Origin of the sequence: Chryseobacterium sp. AG844 (genome assembly GCF_003182335.1) — a bacterium.
Taxonomy (GTDB): domain Bacteria; phylum Bacteroidota; class Bacteroidia; order Flavobacteriales; family Weeksellaceae; genus Chryseobacterium; species Chryseobacterium cupriresistens.
The window spans coordinates 39,340-59,587 of record NZ_QGTV01000009.1 but is presented as its reverse complement, the minus strand read 5'-3'; the positions used below and the strand labels follow the sequence as shown (position 1 = coordinate 59,587).

At 36.6% G+C, this 20,248-nt stretch carries 20 protein-coding genes; 13 read left to right on the top strand and 7 right to left on the bottom strand.

Going from position 1 to position 20,248, the window contains the following annotated elements; genetic code table 11:
• Window positions 1-373 precede the first annotated feature (373 nt).
• The 4 genes from DEU40_RS10900 (at window position 374) to DEU40_RS10885 (ending at window position 4,783) form a co-directional block, all read left to right on the top strand.
• Window positions 374-2,062 (top strand): M23 family metallopeptidase, encoded by a 1,689-nt coding sequence (locus tag DEU40_RS10900; RefSeq protein ID WP_110009863.1) that lies wholly within the window; start codon window positions 374-376, stop codon window positions 2,060-2,062.
• 75 nt (window positions 2,063-2,137) lie between these two features.
• Window positions 2,138-3,430 carry a phenylacetate--CoA ligase family protein gene (locus DEU40_RS10895; protein ID WP_110009862.1) on the top strand — a complete coding sequence of 431 codons (1,293 nt, stop codon included), beginning with the start codon at window positions 2,138-2,140 and terminating at the stop codon, window positions 3,428-3,430.
• Window positions 3,431-3,591: 161 nt separating this feature from the next.
• The gene (locus DEU40_RS10890; RefSeq protein WP_110009861.1) at window positions 3,592-4,077 is read left to right on the top strand and encodes a hypothetical protein; all 486 of its coding nucleotides are present in this window, start codon (window positions 3,592-3,594) and stop codon (window positions 4,075-4,077) included.
• 100 nt (window positions 4,078-4,177) lie between these two features.
• The gene (locus tag DEU40_RS10885) at window positions 4,178-4,783 is read left to right on the top strand and encodes a hypothetical protein (RefSeq protein WP_110009860.1); all 606 of its coding nucleotides are present in this window, start codon (window positions 4,178-4,180) and stop codon (window positions 4,781-4,783) included.
• 35 nt (window positions 4,784-4,818) lie between these two features.
• On the opposite strand, the gene DEU40_RS10880 is transcribed toward DEU40_RS10885, so the two are convergent.
• A complete protein-coding gene (locus DEU40_RS10880; RefSeq protein ID WP_110009859.1) occupies window positions 4,819-6,075 on the bottom strand; it encodes an NAD(P)/FAD-dependent oxidoreductase in 1,257 nt (418 codons plus the stop codon).
• Between the two features lie 98 nt (window positions 6,076-6,173).
• On the opposite strand from DEU40_RS10880, the gene hutH reads away from it, so the two are divergent.
• The 9 genes from hutH to DEU40_RS10835 all read left to right on the top strand — a co-directional run bounded on the left by hutH (window position 6,174) and on the right by DEU40_RS10835 (window position 15,987).
• Window positions 6,174-7,694, top strand: a complete 1,521-nt coding sequence (hutH, locus tag DEU40_RS10875) for a histidine ammonia-lyase (protein ID WP_171006264.1) — start codon at window positions 6,174-6,176, stop codon at window positions 7,692-7,694.
• 81 nt (window positions 7,695-7,775) lie between these two features.
• A complete protein-coding gene (gene fabG / locus DEU40_RS10870; protein ID WP_110009857.1) occupies window positions 7,776-8,507 on the top strand; it encodes a 3-oxoacyl-ACP reductase FabG in 732 nt (243 codons plus the stop codon).
• Between the two features lies 1 nt (window position 8,508).
• Window positions 8,509-9,729, top strand: a complete 1,221-nt coding sequence (locus DEU40_RS10865) for a beta-ketoacyl-[acyl-carrier-protein] synthase family protein (protein WP_062675965.1) — start codon at window positions 8,509-8,511, stop codon at window positions 9,727-9,729.
• A gap of 4 nt (window positions 9,730-9,733) precedes the next feature.
• Window positions 9,734-9,988, top strand: coding sequence for an acyl carrier protein (locus tag DEU40_RS10860; RefSeq protein WP_034692469.1), 255 nt, complete (start codon window positions 9,734-9,736; stop codon window positions 9,986-9,988).
• 116 nt (window positions 9,989-10,104) lie between these two features.
• The gene (locus tag DEU40_RS10855; protein ID WP_110009856.1) at window positions 10,105-10,989 is read left to right on the top strand and encodes a lipid A biosynthesis acyltransferase; all 885 of its coding nucleotides are present in this window, start codon (window positions 10,105-10,107) and stop codon (window positions 10,987-10,989) included.
• Between the two features lie 159 nt (window positions 10,990-11,148).
• Window positions 11,149-12,675, top strand: a complete 1,527-nt coding sequence (locus tag DEU40_RS10850; RefSeq protein ID WP_110009855.1) for a phytoene desaturase family protein — start codon at window positions 11,149-11,151, stop codon at window positions 12,673-12,675.
• Window position 12,676: 1 nt separating this feature from the next.
• Window positions 12,677-14,365, top strand: coding sequence for a C45 family autoproteolytic acyltransferase/hydolase (locus DEU40_RS10845; protein WP_110009854.1), 1,689 nt, complete (start codon window positions 12,677-12,679; stop codon window positions 14,363-14,365).
• Window positions 14,362-14,727 (top strand): hypothetical protein, encoded by a 366-nt coding sequence (locus tag DEU40_RS10840; protein WP_110009853.1) that lies wholly within the window; start codon window positions 14,362-14,364, stop codon window positions 14,725-14,727. The genes DEU40_RS10845 and DEU40_RS10840 overlap by 4 nt, the downstream gene beginning before the upstream one ends.
• A gap of 6 nt (window positions 14,728-14,733) precedes the next feature.
• Window positions 14,734-15,987 carry a DUF3887 domain-containing protein gene (locus DEU40_RS10835; RefSeq protein WP_110009852.1) on the top strand — a complete coding sequence of 418 codons (1,254 nt, stop codon included), beginning with the start codon at window positions 14,734-14,736 and terminating at the stop codon, window positions 15,985-15,987.
• A 51-nt stretch (window positions 15,988-16,038) separates the two neighbouring features.
• Here DEU40_RS10835 and DEU40_RS10830 read toward each other — a convergent pair whose 3' ends face one another.
• The 6 genes from DEU40_RS10830 to DEU40_RS10805 form a co-directional block, all read right to left on the bottom strand.
• Entirely contained in the window at window positions 16,039-17,211 is a 1,173-nt protein-coding gene (locus DEU40_RS10830; RefSeq protein WP_110009851.1) for a DUF2062 domain-containing protein, read from the bottom strand.
• 4 nt (window positions 17,212-17,215) lie between these two features.
• Entirely contained in the window at window positions 17,216-17,692 is a 477-nt protein-coding gene (locus DEU40_RS10825; protein ID WP_110009850.1) for a hypothetical protein, read from the bottom strand.
• A complete protein-coding gene (locus tag DEU40_RS10820; RefSeq protein WP_110009849.1) occupies window positions 17,689-18,069 on the bottom strand; it encodes a 3-hydroxyacyl-ACP dehydratase in 381 nt (126 codons plus the stop codon). Before DEU40_RS10820 ends, DEU40_RS10825 begins: the two co-directional genes overlap by 4 nt.
• Before the next feature lie 78 nt (window positions 18,070-18,147).
• Window positions 18,148-18,783: a hypothetical protein gene (locus DEU40_RS10815; RefSeq protein WP_110009848.1), complete on the bottom strand. Its 636-nt coding sequence runs from the start codon at window positions 18,781-18,783 to the stop codon at window positions 18,148-18,150.
• Window positions 18,749-19,375, bottom strand: coding sequence for a LolA family protein (locus tag DEU40_RS10810; RefSeq protein WP_110009847.1), 627 nt, complete (start codon window positions 19,373-19,375; stop codon window positions 18,749-18,751). Before DEU40_RS10810 ends, DEU40_RS10815 begins: the two co-directional genes overlap by 35 nt.
• Window positions 19,368-20,123 carry a polysaccharide deacetylase family protein gene (locus DEU40_RS10805; protein ID WP_110009964.1) on the bottom strand — a complete coding sequence of 252 codons (756 nt, stop codon included), beginning with the start codon at window positions 20,121-20,123 and terminating at the stop codon, window positions 19,368-19,370. The genes DEU40_RS10810 and DEU40_RS10805 overlap by 8 nt, the downstream gene beginning before the upstream one ends.
• Between the last annotated feature and the right edge of the window lie 125 nt (window positions 20,124-20,248).

Below are 20,248 nucleotides of genomic sequence, written 5' to 3'. Positions count from 1 at the left end.
ATTAATTAAGTCTGCAAATTTACTAAAATTTGTCGGTTTATAATATATGTTTTATTTTGATATCTTCTATTAAAAAGTTCAATTTCAGAAATATAAATAGAGAAAGTGAGAAAAAGTGAATGGTGAATGGTCAATAAGTGAATTTTTCCGGTTGTATTTGATATGAAATTTAATGCAATTTATTCAATAGGAGCGGACAATTATCCTGAGCATAGTCGAAGGAAACCCGCTTAAATAATAAAAACAAATCCACCTGCTCTAGCCAAAACCTACAATATAATCATCTGTGAAAATCTGTGAAATCTGCGGTCAAAAAAATAAGCATAACTTAAAAATTCGTATATTTAATTAGACGTATAAACCCAAATGCTGTATGAAAACCCTCTCCAAACTGATGATTGCTATCTGTTTTATCCATACAATCATCATAAACGCACAGAATAATTATCCTCAAAACTATTTCCGTAACCCATTAAACATTCCCATGCAGTTGGCGGCTAATTTTGGTGCTATCAGAACGAACCATTTTCATATGGGACTTGACTTAAGGACCAACAGCCAGGAAAATCTGCCGGTTCTTGCAGCCGCAGAAGGTTATGTGAGCAGAATAAAAGTAGAGCGGTACGGATTTGGAAATGCAGTCTACATCGCTCATCCCAACGGTTATACCACAGTATATGCCCACCTGAATAAATACTTCAGTAAACTGGATGAATATGTAAAGGAAAAACAATATAAAGACGAAAAGTGGGAGCAGGATATCACTTTTCAACCCGGACAGTTTCCTGTGGAAAAAGGACAACAGATTGCATTGAGTGGAAATACCGGAGGATCTGCTGGCCCGCATCTTCATTTTGAAATAAGAGATACCAAAACAGAGGAATGCTTAAATCCGTTACTTTTTGGCTTTGACATTCCTGATAATATAGCCTCGATTATTAGCGGATTGTATTGGTATGACCGACGTTTCAGTACATATGAACCAGGAGCAAATAATATTGCCGTAAAAAAAGCCGGAAATGCTTATACGTCTAATCTTGTTCAGGTGAGTTCTCCGGAGATAAGTTTTGCCATTAAAGCTGTAGATAAAGCCAATAAAGGATTTAATCTTGGAGTTTATCAGGCAGAACTCTTGATGGACGGTAAGCTGATTTATAGTTTTAAAACTGATAAAATTCATTATGATGATACCCGGTATATCAACGGCTGTATAGACTATACCAAATTCATCAGGGATAAAATGGGAATTCAGCACCTGTCCGATTTACCAGGAATGCATCTTCAGAATTATAGTCTTCCAGACTTAAGTGGGATTATCAAACTTCAGGATGAAAATGTTCATACCATTGAGATTGTTCTGAGAGACGTCAAAGGAAATACAAGCCGCTTAACAACAAAACTCCAGTTAAATACAACTTCAGCTAAAATATCTTCCACGACAAAAACAATAATGGCTAACGAAGCAAAAGCCATTACCACAGAAAATACAGAGAGTACTTTCAGTAAAAATGCCATGTATGATGCCGTAAATTTCAATGCCTATGAAAAACCTGATATAGATCCGAATGCTGTTTCAAATATCATTGTTTTGCATAGTCCATACATTCCCGTTCAGGATGAATATACCTTGAAAATAAAACCGAATAGAAAATTAACCAATACAGAAAAAGATAAGACAGTTATTGTTCTTGATTACGGAAGTGATAAAGATTTTGTAAAAGCAAAATGGAATGGTGACTGGGCAGAAGGGAAATTCAACAGATTGGGTACGGCGAAATTGGTGATTGACAATAATCTTCCATCCGTTTCATCAGGTTGGGCAGAAGGAGCATTGGTTAATAGCAGTTCATTACTCTTAAAAGGAACAACGAAAGTGGGAGATATTATATCATTTCGTGCCGAACTGGATGGTAAATGGTTGAGGTTTGCAAGAGTAAAAGACAATTTTGTCTACACTTTTGATGAAAAATGTCCTAAAGGAAGCGGTTCTCATACTTTAAAAGTAACAACCATCAATACTGCCGGGCATACCAATACACAAACTTATACGTTTAAGAGATAATTCATCTTTTAATACTTGAATCTTTAAATCTTTTAATTTTAATTAGATAAATTTGCTTTTTAAAAATTAAAATCATTGGAATTTCATCCGTCAATCGAGAAAGCAGGGATTCAGGAAATCAAAATATTTCAGGAAGAAAAACTTCGTGAACTTTTGATCTATCTTGAAACTCATTCGCCGTTTTATCAGAAACTGTTCAAAGAAAATAATATTACTATTGAGGATATTCGTACTTTGGAAGATCTTCAGAAGATTCCTACCACCACAAAGAATGATCTTCAGCAGTACAATCATGATTTTTTCTGCATAACACCGGATAAAATTGTGGATTACAGCACCACTTCCGGAACATTGGGAGATCCGGTGACTTTCGGATTGTCCGACAGTGATCTGGAAAGGCTGGCATACAATGAAGCGATATCTTTTGCCTGTGCAGGAATTCAGAAAGGAGATGTTGTGCAGATGATCACCACCATAGATAAAAGATTTATGGCTGGACTTGCCTACTTTTTGGGCTTACGGAAAATGGGTGCCAGCGTAGTAAGAATGGGACCGGGAATTCCTGAACTGCAATGGGATTCTATCTTCAGATACAAACCCAGATATCTGATCACTGTTCCTTCTTTTCTGTTGAAAATGATTGATTATGCGGAAAAACATGGACTGGATTATAAAAATTCCGGTGTTTACGGTGCTGTTTGCATTGGAGAAAGTATCAAAAATCAGGATTTTACAGATAATATTCTTTCACAGAAAATCAAAGAAAAATGGGACATCAAACTCTTTTCCACCTATGCTTCTACAGAAATGAGCACTGCCTTTACAGAATGTGAATTCCAGATCGGAGGACATCACCATCCGGAACTGATTATTACAGAAATTCTGGATGATGAAGGAAATCCTGTAAAAGAAGGAGAAAGTGGCGAATTGACCATTACAACATTGGGTGTTGAAGCTATTCCTTTATTGAGATTTAAAACCGGAGATCTTGTAAAAGCCCACTATGAGCCATGCCAGTGTGGAAGAAATACAATGAGATTAGGTCCTGTTGTAGGAAGAAAGCAGCAGATGATCAAATACAAAGGGACAACGCTGTATCCTCCTGCTATGAATGATATTTTGAATGATTTTAATAATATCTTATGCTACCAGATTGTGATTCAGGCCAACGAAATCGGACTTGATGAGATTATCATTAAACTTAGTACAGAAGCAGATCATGAAGGGTTTGTCAATGAAGTAAGAGACCACTTCCGTGCAAAATTGAGAGTAAGTCCTAAAATTGAAATCATCAATTTTGATATTCTTTCTAAAGCAGTTTTTAATCCAAACAGCAGAAAACCGATTAATTTTATTGATTTACGCTGATCTACTTTTCTTAAAAATTAATATTATTCTTTTTATTTTACACTTATTCCGGCTTAAATTAGCCGGATTTTTTCTTACTAGATCAATAAAATGTCTTTTTTACGAAAAACTGTTATTTAGAGTCTTAATTAGTAATTTTATCAGAATTAAACATAAAAAAAATGAAAAAGAATTTAATTCTGATGGCCGGCTTAACTGTAGGCCTTGTATTAGTATCATGTAAAAAATCAGGTACTGAACTTGAAAAAGAACTCTCGGCAGCACATGCTAAATTGAAATCTGATCATAGTAAATTAGAAACAGCTCATTCGGTAATGGAAAAAGAACATGCTGCTTTTACCGGTATTCATCACCTGCAGAATGAACCTGCTACCAGTGAGCATAACAAAATTGAAGCTTTGCATAAGGATATTCTGCAGCAGCATGCAGACCTGCTTACCAGGCATTCTGAAATTATAAAAAAGCATGATGAATTGGAGAGAAAGCATGCAACTGAAAATTTTGACATCAATCAATTGAAAGCTGATCATGATCAAATGATGAAAGAGGATGAAGAACTGATACGGGAGCATACAAAAATGACAGAAGATCATACAAAAATGATGGCAGAAGATGCTAAGATAAAAAAAGAAGATAAATTGAAATAATTTTGTACAAAACGGTCTGAACTTTCAGACTGTTTTTTTCTGTTACTTATCAATAAAAGTAAATATCTTTGGGCGCTTAATAAAAACTAATTTAAAAAATATGAGAAAATTATTATTATTGCTGTTCATGGCAATTGGAGTGGTAGCTTTTGCTCAAAATCAAATTAAAGTTGAATCCGGAAATTTTGATTTTTTAAAAGATCAAAACGAAGTGAATGTTCAGTTGGTGTTTGATAATGCAGTCTATCAGGAGAAAAACATGACTGAAGCTCAATACCTGGAAAACAGGAAAGCGGATATTACAGCCAAAAAAAGCGAAGCTGTATGGAAAAACTGGATTTATCAGTGGGGACAGTTTAAAAATTCCGAATATTTGGACTATTTCCTTAAAGGCATAAATGGGAAATCCAAAAAAGTAGTTTTCAAAAAGGATGCAAAGACAAAATACACGCTGATTATTGATGCCAAATGGATTTATGCCGGCTGGTATGGCGGAATGATAGGTTCTCAGGAAGCAAAATTAACAGCAGATATGAAGTTTGTAGAAACTGATGATCCTTCGAAAGTAGTGATGAGATTACAAGCAGATAAAATAGGAGGCAAGCAAATGAATAAAGAATTTGCATGGGAATACGGAAGAATAGCTGCGGCCTATGAAGTTACCGGAAAAAAATTGGGAAAGGAAATCAAAGAAGTTATAAAATAAACAAAAACGGTCTGAAAAAATTCAGACCGTTTTTATTATGCTTGATTTTGCTGCTCCTGTTTCTCCAGCTTGATCAGGTTCGCAAGGTTTTTAATTACCGTATCGTGCTTTCTCACAAAAGGATTGTCTTTATTCCAGACATAGCCTGCTAAAACAGCACAGATCTTTTTCTTGACGTCCGGATTTTCCGGCTGATGGAAGAATAGCTCCTGAAGATTTCCGGTATACCATTCTTTCACGTACGTGGTGAAAACATCTACTCCGTATAAAATATAATCTGTGTATTCCCTCTGCCAGTCGATTTTTTCTCCGTTTAATTGTCTTAGCGCCAGTTTTGCGGCCAGCATTCCGGATTCTGTGGCAAAAGCCATTCCTGAAGAAAAAACCGGATCAAGGAATTCAGAGGCATTTCCTGTTAAAGCAAATCCGTCTCCGAATAAACTTTTTACTGAACATGAATAATCTTTCAGATGTTTAGGTTCAAAAAGGAAATCTACATTTCCAAAACGTTTTACATAATATTCAGAGAGAGAAATCGCTTTTCTTAAAGCTTCCGTTGTATCTCCGTTTTCAGATAATTTGTCGATATATTCAGTAGGGCCTACAATTCCTAAACTTGTGTTTCCGTTGGAAAAAGGAATTACCCAAAGCCATACTTCGGTTTCAATAATGTCAAAAGAAATCAAAGTTCCTTCCTCTCCAGGTTCTCTGTTGATATCGTTTACATGAGAGAAAATGGCAGAGTGAGGGGAAAGTTTTGAAGGTTTTTCAAGATCAAGCAGGCGAGGTAAAACTCTCCCGTATCCACTGGAATCGATAACAAATTTGGCGTGGATCTCTTTTGTTTCTCCATCCTTGTTTCTTACCGTAGTTATAGAATCTGTTCCGTCAAATTTGATATCTATCACTTCAGTTTCAAACTCAAGATCAATTCCTTTGTTAATGACTTCCTGAGCAAGCGTATTATCAAAATCAGCTCTTGGAACCTGCCAGGTCCAGTCCCAGCCTTCCCCGAATTTGTTGCTGAAATCAAAAATGCAGACTTCCTCACCACGAAGGAAACGAGCCCCAAGCTTTTTTTCAAAGCCCATTTTGTCTAATGCAGGGAAAAGTCCGGCCTCCTCAAAGTGGTCCATTACCCTTGGAATTAAGCTTTCTCCAACTACGAGTCTGGGGAATTTTGTTTTTTCAACTACTTTTACGCTGACGTTATTGTTCTTCAGGTATGAAGAAGACACGCATCCGGAGGGTCCGGCTCCGATTACAAGAACGTCAACAAATTCTTTGCTCATCTTTGATTTTTTATTTTAATAATAACTTTTATCTTTGCCGCAAAATTAGTGACAAATAATTAATATTTTACAAAATTATCAACTATTACTTTTAATTGATGAAAATAAATAACTTTTTAGAACTGAAAGACTTTCAAAAAATTATCATTGAGAATGAAAAAATAGAACTGGATGAATCACTTTTATCAAGAGTGGATAAAAGTTTTCAGTTTTTAAAAGAGTTTTCAAAAAATAAAGTAATATATGGTGTGAACACCGGTTTTGGGCCCATGGCTCAGTTTAAAATCAGTGATGAAGACACCCACCAGCTTCAGTATAACCTGATCAGAAGCCATTCTTCAGGAATTGGAAATCCTTTACCTGCGGAAGAAGTAAAAGCGTGTATGCTGGCAAGATTGAATACCTTATCATTAGGGAATTCAGGAGTGCATCAGTCTGTTATCTATCTTCTTCAGGAACTGATCAACAGAGATATTACTCCATTGATCTTTGAACATGGAGGAGTAGGAGCAAGTGGCGACCTTGTTCAGCTGGCTCACCTGGCTTTGGTATTGATTGGAGAAGGAGAAGTTTTTTACAATGGAGAAAGAAAATCTACCAAAGAGGTTTTTGAAACAGAAGGCTTAGAACCGATCAAAGTAGAGATCCGTGAAGGACTTGCTTTAATGAACGGAACTTCCGTAATGTCAGGAATTGGTATTGTGAATGCTTATAAAGCGAATCAGCTTATTGATATTTCCCTTAGGCTTTCCTGTGCGATCAATGAGATTGTACAGGCTTATGATGATCACCTGTCAGAAGCGTTGAACGGAACCAAAAGACATTATGGGCAGCAAAAAGTGGCAGAAAGAATGCGTGCTCATCTGGCAGACAGTAAGCTGATCAGAAAAAGAGAAGAGCATCTTTATACTCATTTTGAAGAGCAGGAAAAAGTATTCAAGGAAAAAGTTCAGGAGTATTATTCTTTACGATGTGTTCCTCAGATTTTAGGTCCGGTATTGGATACATTGGAATATACGGAGAAAGTTCTTGAAAATGAGATCAATTCAGCGAATGATAACCCGATTATCAATGTTGAAGACCAGCATGTTTACCATGGAGGAAACTTCCATGGAGATTATATTTCTCTGGAAATGGACAAGCTTAAAATCGTGGTGACAAAACTGACCATGCTTGCAGAAAGACAGTTAAACTATCTTCTGAATGCGAAAATCAATGAAATTTTGCCTCCTTTTGTCAATTTAGGTAAATTAGGTTTCAATTTCGGAATGCAGGGAGTACAGTTTACGGCAACTTCTACTACGGCAGAAAGCCAGATGCTGTCAAACTCTATGTATGTTCATAGTATTCCGAATAATAACGATAATCAGGATATCGTTAGTATGGGAACAAACGCTGCTGTAATTTGCAGAAAAGTCATTGAAAATGCCTTTGAAGTTTTGGCCATTGAAGCGATTACCATCATTCAGGCTGTGGAATATCTTGGATTCCAGGATAAGGTTTCATCCTCTACAAAAGAACTGTATGATGATATCAGAAAAATTATTCCTGCTTTCTCAGATGATATGGTCATGTATCCGTATCTGGAAGAAGTAAAGAAATATCTGAAAGGAATGTAACTATTGGTTGCCATCAATTGTCTTTTAAAAAAGGCTTCCAGCATCAACTTAAAAAACTAAAAACGATATAAACACTAACGCATGAAATGTGCAATTGTAACAGGTGGCTCCAGAGGAATCGGGAGGGCAATCTGTATAAAACTGGCTGAAGAGAAAAACTATCACATCCTTATCAACTACGCTTCAAATGAAACGGCAGCCAAAGAAACGTTGGCTACAGTGGAAGAGTTGGGCGCTACCGGAGAAATTCTTAAATTTGATGTAGGAAACACCGAAGAAACACAAGCTGTTTTAACGGAGTGGCAGGAGAAAAATCCTGACGCTGTGGTAGAAGTGATTGTCAATAATGCCGGAATCACAAGAGACGGTCTTTTTATGTGGATGCAGAAGGAAGACTGGAACAGTGTGATCAATACAAGTCTGGACGGATTTTTCAATGTGACCAATTTCTTTATTCAAAAGCTGCTTCGTAATAAATACGGAAGAATCATCAATATGGTTTCCGTATCCGGAGTAAAAGGAACAGCCGGGCAGACGAATTATTCCGCTGCGAAAGGAGCTTTGGTAGGAGCTACAAAAGCTCTTGCTAAGGAAGTTGCCAAAAGAAATGTTACGGTAAATGCCGTTGCACCGGGTTTCATCAAAACGGATATGACCCAGGAGTTTAATGAAGATGAGCTTAAAGCAATGATTCCTGCCAACAGATTCGGAGAAGCTGAAGAAGTGGCGGATCTTGTCGCATTTTTAGCATCTAAAAAATCTTCCTACATAACAGGAGAAGTGATAAATATTAACGGAGGAATTTATTCATAACATGGAAAATAGGGTTGTAATTACCGGAATGGGAATTTATTCCTGCATCGGGACGTCTTTAGAAGAGGTCAGGGAATCCCTATATCAAGGAAAATCCGGTATTGTTTTAGATCAGGACAGAAAAGAATTTGGTTTCAGGTCTGGCCTTACAGGAGTGGTTCCGAAGCCTGATCTTAAAAATCTTTTAAACAGACGCCAGCGTGTCAGTATGGGAGAAGAAAGCGAATATGCTTATCTTGCTACCCTGGATGCTTTAAAACAGGCGAATCTGGATGAAGAATTCTTAGATGCTCATGAAGTGGGGATCTTATACGGAAATGACAGTGTTTCCCAGGCAGTCGTAGAATCTATCGATATTGCAAGGGAAAAGAAAGATACAACATTAATGGGATCGGGAGCGATCTTCAAATCAATGAACTCAACGGTAACGATGAACCTTTCTACGATTTTTAAACTGAAAGGAATCAATCTTACCATCAGCGCAGCATGTGCAAGCGGTTCTCATTCTTTAGGGCTGGCTTATATGATGATTAAAAATGGTTTCCAGGATATGATTATCTGCGGCGGAGCTCAGGAAACCAACAAATATTCCATGGCGAGCTTTGACGGATTGGGAGTGTTCTCAGCCAGAGAAGATGAGCCTGCAAAAGCATCCAGACCTTTCGATGCAGAAAGAGACGGATTGATTCCAAGCGGCGGAGCTGCCAGTCTGATTGTTGAAAGCTTGGAATCTGCCCAAAGAAGAGGCGCTCCGATTATTGCAGAGATTATCGGGTATGGTTTTTCTTCCAACGGAGGTCATATTTCAACTCCTAATGTAGACGGACCGGCTTTGGCAATGGACAGAGCCTTAAAACAGTCAGGATTAAAAGCTTCAGACATCGATTATATCAATGCTCACGCAACTTCTACTCCAATTGGTGATGCCAACGAAGCGAAAGCCATCTATGAGATTTTCGGCAGTGAAGTTCCGGTAAGTTCTACCAAATCCATGACCGGACACGAGTGCTGGATGGCAGGTGCAAGTGAAGTGATCTACTCCATTCTGATGATGCAGAACGATTTTGTTGCTCCCAATATCAATCTGGAAAACCCTGATAATGAAGCACAAAAGATAAATTTAGTTGCAAAAACAAAAAATCAAAAAATTGATGTATTTTTGTCGAATTCTTTTGGGTTTGGGGGAACCAATTCTGCACTAATAGTTAAAAAATTTGATTAAAAACATGGAAAGGGAAAAAATTGTTGCTATTGTTAATGATTTTCTGGTAAACGAATTCGAGGTAGACGGAGACGAAATCAGTAACGATGCCAACCTTAAAAATACACTGGGCTTAGACAGCTTAGATTATATCGACATGGTAGTCGTGATCGAATCCAATTTTGGCGTGAAATTAGGAGAAGCAGATTTCAAAAAAATGGTGACATTTGATGATTTCTATACAACGATTGAACATAAGATTGCTGAAAAAAACGCGTAGTTATTGAGTCAATCTTTATTCTATAAAATGTACCAATGTAATGATCATAACAGCATCCCGGTGATGTGTAAGGCGATTGTTACATTGGTATACTGTTATATTGATAAATTGTATTTATGAACAAGTGGAAAGGTAAATCTAAAGGGACAGTACTCGGATACAGAATATTTGTCTGGTGTATTAGAAATATCGGGATCAGAAGTTCATACGGGGTGCTGTATTTTGTAGCCGCTTATTATTCATTATTTCAGAAAAAGAGCAATCAGTATATCCGCTATTATTTTCAGAAAAGACTGAACTACGGATACTGGAAGTCCAAGATCTCTGTCTTTAAAAGCTATTTTACCTTCGGAAAAGTTCTGATTGATAAAACTGCGATTTCTGCCGGACTCAGAGAAAAATATACCTATGAATTTGATGGTATTGAAAACCTCAGAAATCTTTTAGCTGCTAAAAAAGGAGGTGTACTCATCAGTGCCCATATTGGTAATTTTGAAAGTGCGGAACACTTTTTTGCAGATATCGACTTCGACTGCCAGATCAATCTGGTTACAACAGATCAGGAAGTGACCGTGATCAAGGAATATCTGGAAAGTGTTGCGGTAAAAAAGAGTAATATCAAGTTTATTTACGTGAAGGAGGACATGTCTCATATCTTTGAGATCAATCAGGCTTTGTCTAATAATGAACTCATCTGCTTTACCGGAGACCGTTATTTTGAAGGTTCCAAATATCTGGAAACAGAACTGCTGGGTAAAAGTGCAAAATTTCCGGCCGGCCCGTTTTTGATCGCCTCAAGGTTAGGCGTTCCCGTAGTATATGTCTATGTGATGAAGGAGAATAATCTTCATTACCATCTGTACGCAAGAGTGGCACAGAATATCAAAAACCGTGATTCACAGGGACTTTTACAGTCTTATGTTCAGAATCTTGAAACCATGGTGAAAAAATACCCGCTTCAATGGTTTAATTATTTTGATTTTTGGGATGATGTTGATTAATTTTTCTATTTTTATCCCGAAAAACGAATAAAAACTAAAAAACCATTAAGATTTACCGAGATTTAAGAGAACCCATAAAATTTCTATGCTTACTTTACCAAAGTAAACTTTAAATATCTTAAATTCCCTGTTTCTTAATTATTAAAAGCACATTCTCTTTTGAAGAAAGCATACGACATACTTGTAATCGGCAGTGGATTGGGAGGTCTTGTTTCGGCTCTTATTTTGGCGAAAGAAGGTCTGAAAGTATGTGTTCTCGAGAAAAATAACCAATATGGCGGAAATCTTCAGACTTTTTCAAGGAATAAGCTTATTTTCGATACAGGAGTCCACTATCTGGGAGGTTTATCCAAAGGGCAAAACCTGAATCAGTTTTTTTCCTATCTGGAAATCATGGATGACCTTGAACTTCAGCTGATGGATGAAGATGGCTATGACAGAATCAGTTTCGGTGATGATGAAATAGAATATCCTCATGCACAGGGCTACCAGAATTTTGTTGAACAGCTTTCAAAATATTTCCCCGAAGAAAAAGAAAACCTTGAAAACTACTGTGAAGAAATTCAATATGTATGCAGCCAGTTTCCAAGATATCATGTAGTAGGAAAGGACAGTTACAACGAAGAAATCCTGCACCTCAATACTAAAAGATTCATTGAGTCTGTTACCCAGAATAAAAAACTGCAGTCGGTTTTGCTGGGGTCCAACTTTTTATATGCCGGGGATTCTGAAAATGTTCCTTTTTATGTACATGCTCTGACGGTAAATTCTTACATTCAAAGTGCTTACAAATGTGTGAAAGGAGGAAGTCAGATCTCTAAACTTTTAATCAGAAAACTCCGGGAATATGGAGCCGAAGTACACAAGCACTCGGAAGTTTCAGAATTTGTTTTTAATGAAAATAATACACTGACCTCTGTAAAGACGAAAGCAGGAAAAGAATACGAGGCAAAACAATTTATATCAAATATAGAAATACGCTCCACCATCAAACTGATAGGCGAGGAAAGACTGAAAAAATCCTTTCTGAACAGGGTTTTAAGCTGGAAGCCTGTTTCTTCGTGTTTCAGTATTTATCTGGTTTTAAAACCTCATAGTCTTCCGAATTTCAATTACAACAGATACCACTATTCATCGGAAGATCAGGTCTGGAATGCATCCCAATACCAAAAAGAATCGTGGCCGGAAACCTATATGCTTTCATCTACGCCTTCAAAACATCACCCTGAGTTTGCAGAAAGCCTCACCGCGATTTCTTATATGGATTTTGATGAGGTTAAAGAATGGGAAAATACATTCAATACAGTTGCGGATGAGCATGAAAGAGGAGAAGCTTATGAAAGGTTTAAGCTTGAAAAGACTGAAAAAATGCTTGATGCCCTGGAAAAGAAAATTCCCAATATAAGACATGCTGTTAAAACACTCTATACTTCCTCTCCCTTGTCTTACAGGGACTATATTGGTAACTTCGAAGGAAATATGTACGGATATATGAAAAGTTCAGAGAACCCTCTTAAAACAATGGTTTCCCCACGTACGAAAATTGACAATCTTTTTCTGACGGGACAATCCGTGAATATGCATGGTATCTTAGGTGTTACGATCGGAGCCTTTAATACCTGTGCCGAGATTATTGGAAAAGAAACGATAGACATGCGGTTGACACAAATGATTAATAAAAACTAAAGTGAAAAAAATTAAAACCATTTATAGATCCGTTCAAAGAACCTTTCTTTATCTCACTCTTTGTTTTTTCCTCATATCCTGCGGAATATCAAAATCTATCCGGCATATTCCCGAGGTAAAGCAATATGCTCTGGAGGTTCCAAAAATTACCAGAATCAACGACAGCACTTTCAGCTATAATCAGAATTATCTTACCAAAAATAAACAACAGCTCTGGGAACTTTATATTAAAGGAAATCCTTTACAATTAGGATATAATAATGGAGCATTGACACAAAGCTTAATGCAGAAGCAGGAAAACATTTTCTTTTCAAAAGTGGAAAGTTTTGTCCCTTCAAAATTCAGACAAAGGATATTAAGAGGCTTTTTAAAATGGTATAACAGAAAAATGTACCTCAATGTAAGAGAAGATTATCAGGCAGAATTATATGGTTTGTCACAATATTCCTCGGATCAGTATGATTTTATTGCTCCCAAATATTTAAGAAGCCTTTATCTGCACGGAGCTCATGATATAGGACATGCGATGCAGGATCTGGCCATGGTGGGCTGTACTTCTCTTGCCGTATGGAACGAAAACACCGAAGATGGGGATTTGCTGATTGGAAGAAATTTCGACTTTTATGTGGGAGACGATTTTGCTAAAAATAAATTGGTAGAATTTGTGCAACCCGATGAAGGAATTCCTTACATGTCGGTAAGCTGGCCGGGAATGATTGGAGTAGTTTCCGGAATGAATAAAGAAGGAATTACCGTGACCATTAATGCGGGGAAATCAAAAATTCCTTTAACAGCCAAAACCCCGATTTCCCTTGTTACAAGAGAGATTTTACAGTATGCTAAAAATATAGAAGAAGCCATTGTGATTGCTAAAAAAAGAAAAGTATTTGTTTCTGAATCTATTCTGGTGGGAAGCGCTGCAGACAAAAATGCGGTAATCATTGAAGTTTCGCCTAAGAATTTCGGTGTATATAACGTACAGAATACCAGTATAGTTCTTTGTACCAATCATTTTCAGTCGGAAGCTTATAAAGATGACAAAAGAAATCAGAAACATATTGAGGAAAGTCATTCTGAATACCGTTATGAAAGGCTTCAGGAGCTTTTACAGAAAGAAAAGAAGATAACACCGGAAAAGATGGCTTGCATTTTAAGAAATAAATCCGGTTTAAAAGATGAAAGCATCGGTTACGGTAATGAAAAGGCACTCAATCAGCTACTGGCACACCATGCTGTTATATTCTCGCCTCAGAAAAAACTGGTCTGGGTTTCTTCCAATCCTTATCAGCTGGGAGAATTTGTTTGCTATGATCTGAACAAAATCTTTTCAGACAAAGGATTACAGCCTGATGACCTTTCAAAATCAGGTCTAAATATTCCACGAGATCCATTTGCTGATTCTGAAGAATTCAAAAACTATGAGTTGTCTAAAATGTACGGGAAAGAAATCAGTGAGGCTGCAGGTAATAAAAATATACTGCTGACGGATGATTTTATTCATTCCTACCATGCTATGAATCCGGATTTCTGGCTGATCTATTATCAATCAGGAAAGTATTATTTTAGCAAAAAAGAATATTCAAAGGCAAAAATGGAGTTTGAAAAAGCGCTGACTAAAGAAATTACGACGGTTCCGGATAGAAAGAATGTAGAAAAATACCTGAAGAAAACTTTAAAGAAACTGAAATGATCCCCAAATATATAAGACTGCTGTTCTGTATTCCTTTTGTTATTATTATCTGTTATTCTGTGTATTTGTGCAGTGTGTACAGCTCAATACCTGAAACCATCATTATTCACGGTTACGGAAGTATGAAAGACAGCTATGGGAGTAAAATATTTCTTGTATTTCCCGTATTGATGAACCTCGCTGTTCTTTTCATTATCTGGCTGATTATCAGAAGACCTGATAAAATAAAATTTACCTTTGAAATGAAGGAAGAGGAAAGAGAAAAAACGTATCGTATCACACAACTGGCTTTGGTAATAATTGCGATATTTGTTACCATCATGATGACGCCACTTTCATTTTCTGATGTGGTTTTTAAATAATTAATTATGAAAAAACTTTTAGCCTTATTCTTTACCGCATTTGCTCTGTTATCATTTTCTCAGGACAGAAAAGAGATCGGAAATACTTTTATTAAAGCTTTGTTGGTTGATAAAAATATAGAAAAAGCACATTCTTATTTTGATTCTTCCGTAGCGGGACAAATTCCGGTGGAACAGCTCAAAGCGATTCCGCAACAGCTTCAGGGGCAGATTGGAGGACTTAAAAATATTCTTGAAGTAAATAACGAAGGAAACACCTATTATTACTATTCTGAATTTGAAAAAGAAAAACTGGATATTCAGCTTACTTTTAGTGAGAATAATAAATTGCTGGGTTTCTTCCTGGTTCCTCACAAAACATTTGAAAAAAGAGACGAGAAAACGACACTGAAAATAAAAAGTGATGCTATTGAGCTGAACGGAACATTATTAATTCCACCTTCCAACAATAAAAAGAGATTGGTTATTTTCGTTCACGGCTCCGGACCTCATGACAGAGATGAAACCATTGGAGAAAACAAGCCGTTTAAAGACATTGCAGAATATCTTTTAAACAACGGAATTGCTTCCTATCGATATGATAAAAGAACCTATTCCCACCCTGAAGCATTCACGGAAAAGTCTACTGTAGAAGAAGAAACCATCAATGATGCTGTAAACGCAGCTCTTTATTTTAAAAACAGTTCTGATTATAAAGGATATGAGATTGTTATCCTGGGTCATAGCCAGGGAGCGTATATGATTCCAAAAATTGCAGAAAAGGCACAGGTTTCAAAATATGTTTTTATGGCTGGGAATGCAAGAGCGCTGCAGGATCTTCTTGTTGAGCAATATGAATATCTTCATGCGATGGATCCGGCTAAAGTTACAGCTGAAGCTGTTCAGGAAATTAAAAAGCAGGTTGCTTTTTTAAACTCATCCCAATTTAACTTACATTCTCCTTCATCAGAGCTTCCTTTGGGTCAGTCTGCCGCATATTGGAAGTATTTGAAGGATTACAATCAGCTTAACGAAGTTAAAAAAATCAAAGCTCCGATGTTTTTTGCGCAAGGGGGAAGAGATTATCAGGTAACCGAGAAAGATTTCAACCTTTGGAAAGAAACATTGAAAAATGATAAGACTGTTGTATTTAAGTTTTATCCTGCATTAAGTCACTTATTTATTGAAGGTTCCGGAAAACCATCTCCAAAAGATTATGAAATAAAAGGAAAAGTGGATGAACAGTTTTTGAAAGACATTACAGATTTTATTCTGAAATAAATACAATAAGATTATTGCTATAATGAGCCTGGAACTTTGTTCCGGGCTTTTTTAATTGTTTTCCGGGCTTACCTTATTCAGAAACAGAAAAGAGGTTATTCCTGCAATGGCCGAAAGTGTTGTGCTTAAGATAAAGCTGCCAATCACATATTGCAGAAGATTGTTCTTGATCAGTTCGAAATTTAAATCCTGACTTAGAATATCGCTGTTTCCACTTACAAAGGGAGCTCCCAGAAACAGAGAAGCGGCAATAATGAAAGGGATAAAAGGAGGAAGACTCACATTGGAGGCTACAAATGCAAGGACTTTATTAAGCTTAAAAAGTACAGATAAACTGATCACCAGAAGTGTCTGAAATCCCCAGAAAGGAGAAAGCCCTATAAACACTCCCAAAGCTATGGAAAATGCTTTTGTTCGGTTACTTCCGTCACTTTCTAAGACATCTTCCTGGATGAATCTTTTAAAGCTTTTTTTTTTGAAATTATTCACGAAATTTCTCGGAATAATATAAAGTAGAGTAATCGTTACCAGAATTGTATTCAGAATACTGATTCTTGTGAAATCTTTGAAAGGTCTGAAATGGGAAACCCGCTCTGCCGGATCATACAAAACTTTGATCGGAACATTTTTTATCGGAACATGTCGCCAGGCGGTTCTTACAATGATTTCAATTTCAAATTCAAACTTAGGAGTAAAATATTTCTTTGGAATTTTATGCAAAGGATAAAGTCTGTAGCCGGACTGTGTATCTTCCAGCTTAATACCGGTTTCAAACCAGAACCAAAAATTGGAAAAACGGTTTCCGAAACTGCTTTTCTTAGGAATCCCATCCTGAGACATATTTCTGTTTCCGATCAGAAGAACTTCCTCTTTTTCCTGAAGAAGAGCTTCTACAAATACCGGAATATCATCCGGATAATGCTGACCATCCGAATCTATTGTGATGGCGTAATCATATCCTGATTTCTTTGCTGCTCTGAAACCTGTTTTTAGGCCGTTTCCTTTCCCTTTATTCTCCGGTAAGGAAATTATAGTGATCTGAGGATATTGAGCAAGAATCTGAGGCGTGGAATCTGTAGAACCATCATCAACCACAATAATACTTTCGGTGTAGTCCAGAACGCCGTCAATAACCCTCTTCAGAGTTTTTTCATTATTGTAGGTAGGGATTAAAACGCATATCTTCTTTTCAGAAATAGCATTTTGTACTTCAGCAAGCAACATTTTTTTATTTTAAAGTGGCTCTTTCCGCCTCTGTCATGGTTTTAGATTGCATTGCAAACCTTTTGATATAGCCCTTCAGAGCTGTATTCTGTTTGCTGTAATTATTCAGCAGGAAAGCTTTATCATCCTTCAGGCTCCCGCGGTATCCTACGATCTTCGGAATATTTTCCTGAACACTCATTCTGATCAGACGAAGTTCTGCATTGTTAGGATTACTTTTAATAATGCTTTCAAGACTTGTAGCGCCTGTCTTTACCAGAGCTTTTCTGTTGCTTTTGGCAATTTTCGCCTCCATAATCTTTGCTGCGGCCCTGTATCCTACAGTTACAGCATCAGAGCCGGATTGTTTTTCCGCAGTTTCAATAAAGCTCGCAGTATTGGTAGTGGATTCGTTCGCCTTAGCATAGCTGTTTCTCAGCGTTTCAAGGTCAGATTGAAAGAAAAAAACAAATGCTGCTATGAATGATAAGATTAGTTTCATGATGATATTTTTTTATAGCTTACAGACAATTTCAATGCAATAGTCTCGCCAAAAGAAGTTGTGTTTTTTACTTTAACATCTTCTTCATTTTCAGCAATATCCAGCTGAAGTACCAGATCAGGGGTTTCAAAAGGATTGATAATCGCCATGAACTTTACATTGGAAGCTGTTTTCAGAAATAACTTTGAACCTGTAAATTCCTCAGTCAGTTCCTTAATAATTTGCATCATACAAACACCGGGAGTTACCGGATTTCCAGGGAAATGGCCTTTAAAAATATCGTGGTCTTTATTCAGGTGAATATGAGCGGTAAATTTTCCGTCTTCTGTCTTATCGTATGATGTTAAAGTATAAAAGTCTGTAAGAATCGTTTGCATGATCTTATTTTTTTAAGATTAAAGTATAATCAATTTCTTTCCAAAAAATAGATATATCCATAGATTTGAGGGCAGAAATTACTCTGTTTCGGTTATTTGAAATAGTTTTATGTTGATCTTAAAGTCCTTGTGCTTCAGGTTTAAGCTGTCCGCGAAGATAGGTTTTTTTGCATCAAAAGTAAAATCGATTTTCTCCTTGTTGTTTTTCGTATAGATAATCTGCCTCAGCAAATTACTTTCTTTGTTGAAAAACAGATAATAGCTTTTATTTTCGATTTTTGAAAGATAGATTTTAGCATTTTCATTTTCAAAACTTTCATTGACCGGATATTTTCTTTTCAGAAGCTGTTGAAAGTCGTTTTTCAGGAAATTGATGACTATTTTTTTATCCAGGTCAGGAAGTACATAATTCAGCTTGAAATCATTATCAGAGACTTCAAAATCTATCAGTTTATTCCCGAAATCAGAAGTTAAGGCAACACGATGTGTTGTTTCATTCAGTCTTTTGATGATCAGAATGCCGCTTACATGGTTTTTATAAATATCCATCTGGCATTTGTAAACATAATCTTCACCGGAAGAGAAATATAAGTTTTCCACCATCTTTTCAGAAGATGAGGCAGGTTTTGCTTCTGTTAACTTATAGGTTTTACAGGAAACAGCCAGGATCAGAATCAGGCTATAAAGTAAACTCTGACGCAGGAATTGAAGCATTGATCTTGGTATTTTTGAAAACAATATTCGTAGTATCTCCGGAAGCCTCCGTCATATTGACCTGTGAAACTGTCGACTGGTTTTTAGGGAAAAACAATTCGATCTGTTTAATATATTTCAGCAACTGAGAAGTCTTTGGGATAAACTTCGCCACATTGTAATTTCCGTTCTTAAAGTAGGTAACGGTGAACTCAGGATCATTGAACATGGTTCCGTTCGAACTTCCTACAATAAGTTTATTGATTTTTTCAAAGGTTTTGCTCTTCGCATCCACAGAAGATTTTTTCCCCTGATCGTTGATGAAGATTTTATTGCTTTTAAAAACAATGCTGTACTGATAAGGTTTTGTATATTTCCAGCTCAGCATATTGGGTGTTTGCAAAGACATTTTCCCATAAGTAACAATGCTTTTATCCAGAAAATCCATTTTTTTGGTCTGGGTAAAATCACTCTGCAACGTTTTAATTCCTTTTGTATCAGAAGAAACTTTCGATACAAATGCTTTGGCTTCAGCTCCTGACATTGCTGTGTTTTGAGCAAAAAAGAAACCGGAAACCAGTAAGAATGCTCCGAAAGCAATATTTTTAATCATTTCTATTTGAATTTATCACTGTATCAACAGTAAAGGTTGAATATTTTTTATCCTTCAAAAATACTAATAAATTGGTCAGCACCCGAAAGGTCTTTTCCGAAGTGTCATGAAGAAGGATAATACTCCCATTTTTCAGACCTTTGGTCACTCTGTTGTAGATTTTCTTTTCGTCATCAATGATGGTGTCCAATGACCGGACATTCCACCCGATGCTTATTTTATTGGTTTTTTTGATTGCTTTTGCAATATTAGGGTTCGTCACTCCGAACGGCGGTCTGTAGAGATTGGTCTTAATATTTCCCACGTTTTTCATGATCTTATCACACTTTTCAATCTCTGTAATCATTTTTGAAGTCGATAAAAAACCTGTGGAATTGGAATGTGATAAGGTATGATTTCCAATCGTATGACCTTCTGCAATAATTCTCTGAAACGTCTCAGGGTATTTTTCAATCTGTTTTCCGATACAGAAGAAAGTTGCTTTTATCTGATGTTCTTTAAGCAGGTCTAAAAACTTTGGGGTAAATTCAGTAGGTCCGTCATCAAATGTAAGGGCCACTTCTTTTATTCTGGTACGCTTATGAGTAATACTGTTCACAAAATATCCCAGCTCAATGTCAAAAGACCCCCAGACAACTACTGCAGAAAAAGCAAAAAAACAAAACAGATATACCCAAATACTTCCGTGGAACGCATAAATAAAAACGTTACAGAAAAGATAGAACAGGATGAAGGGATAATGTTTCATTGCTGACTGCTTTTTAATTTTGAACTGGTCATTATGAGTTTTATGGGCATAATATTTATTGTATGCCATTGTCACTCCGTAGGAGTCTAGATAAATACAATTAATTTAACTTAATTTGTTTAGAT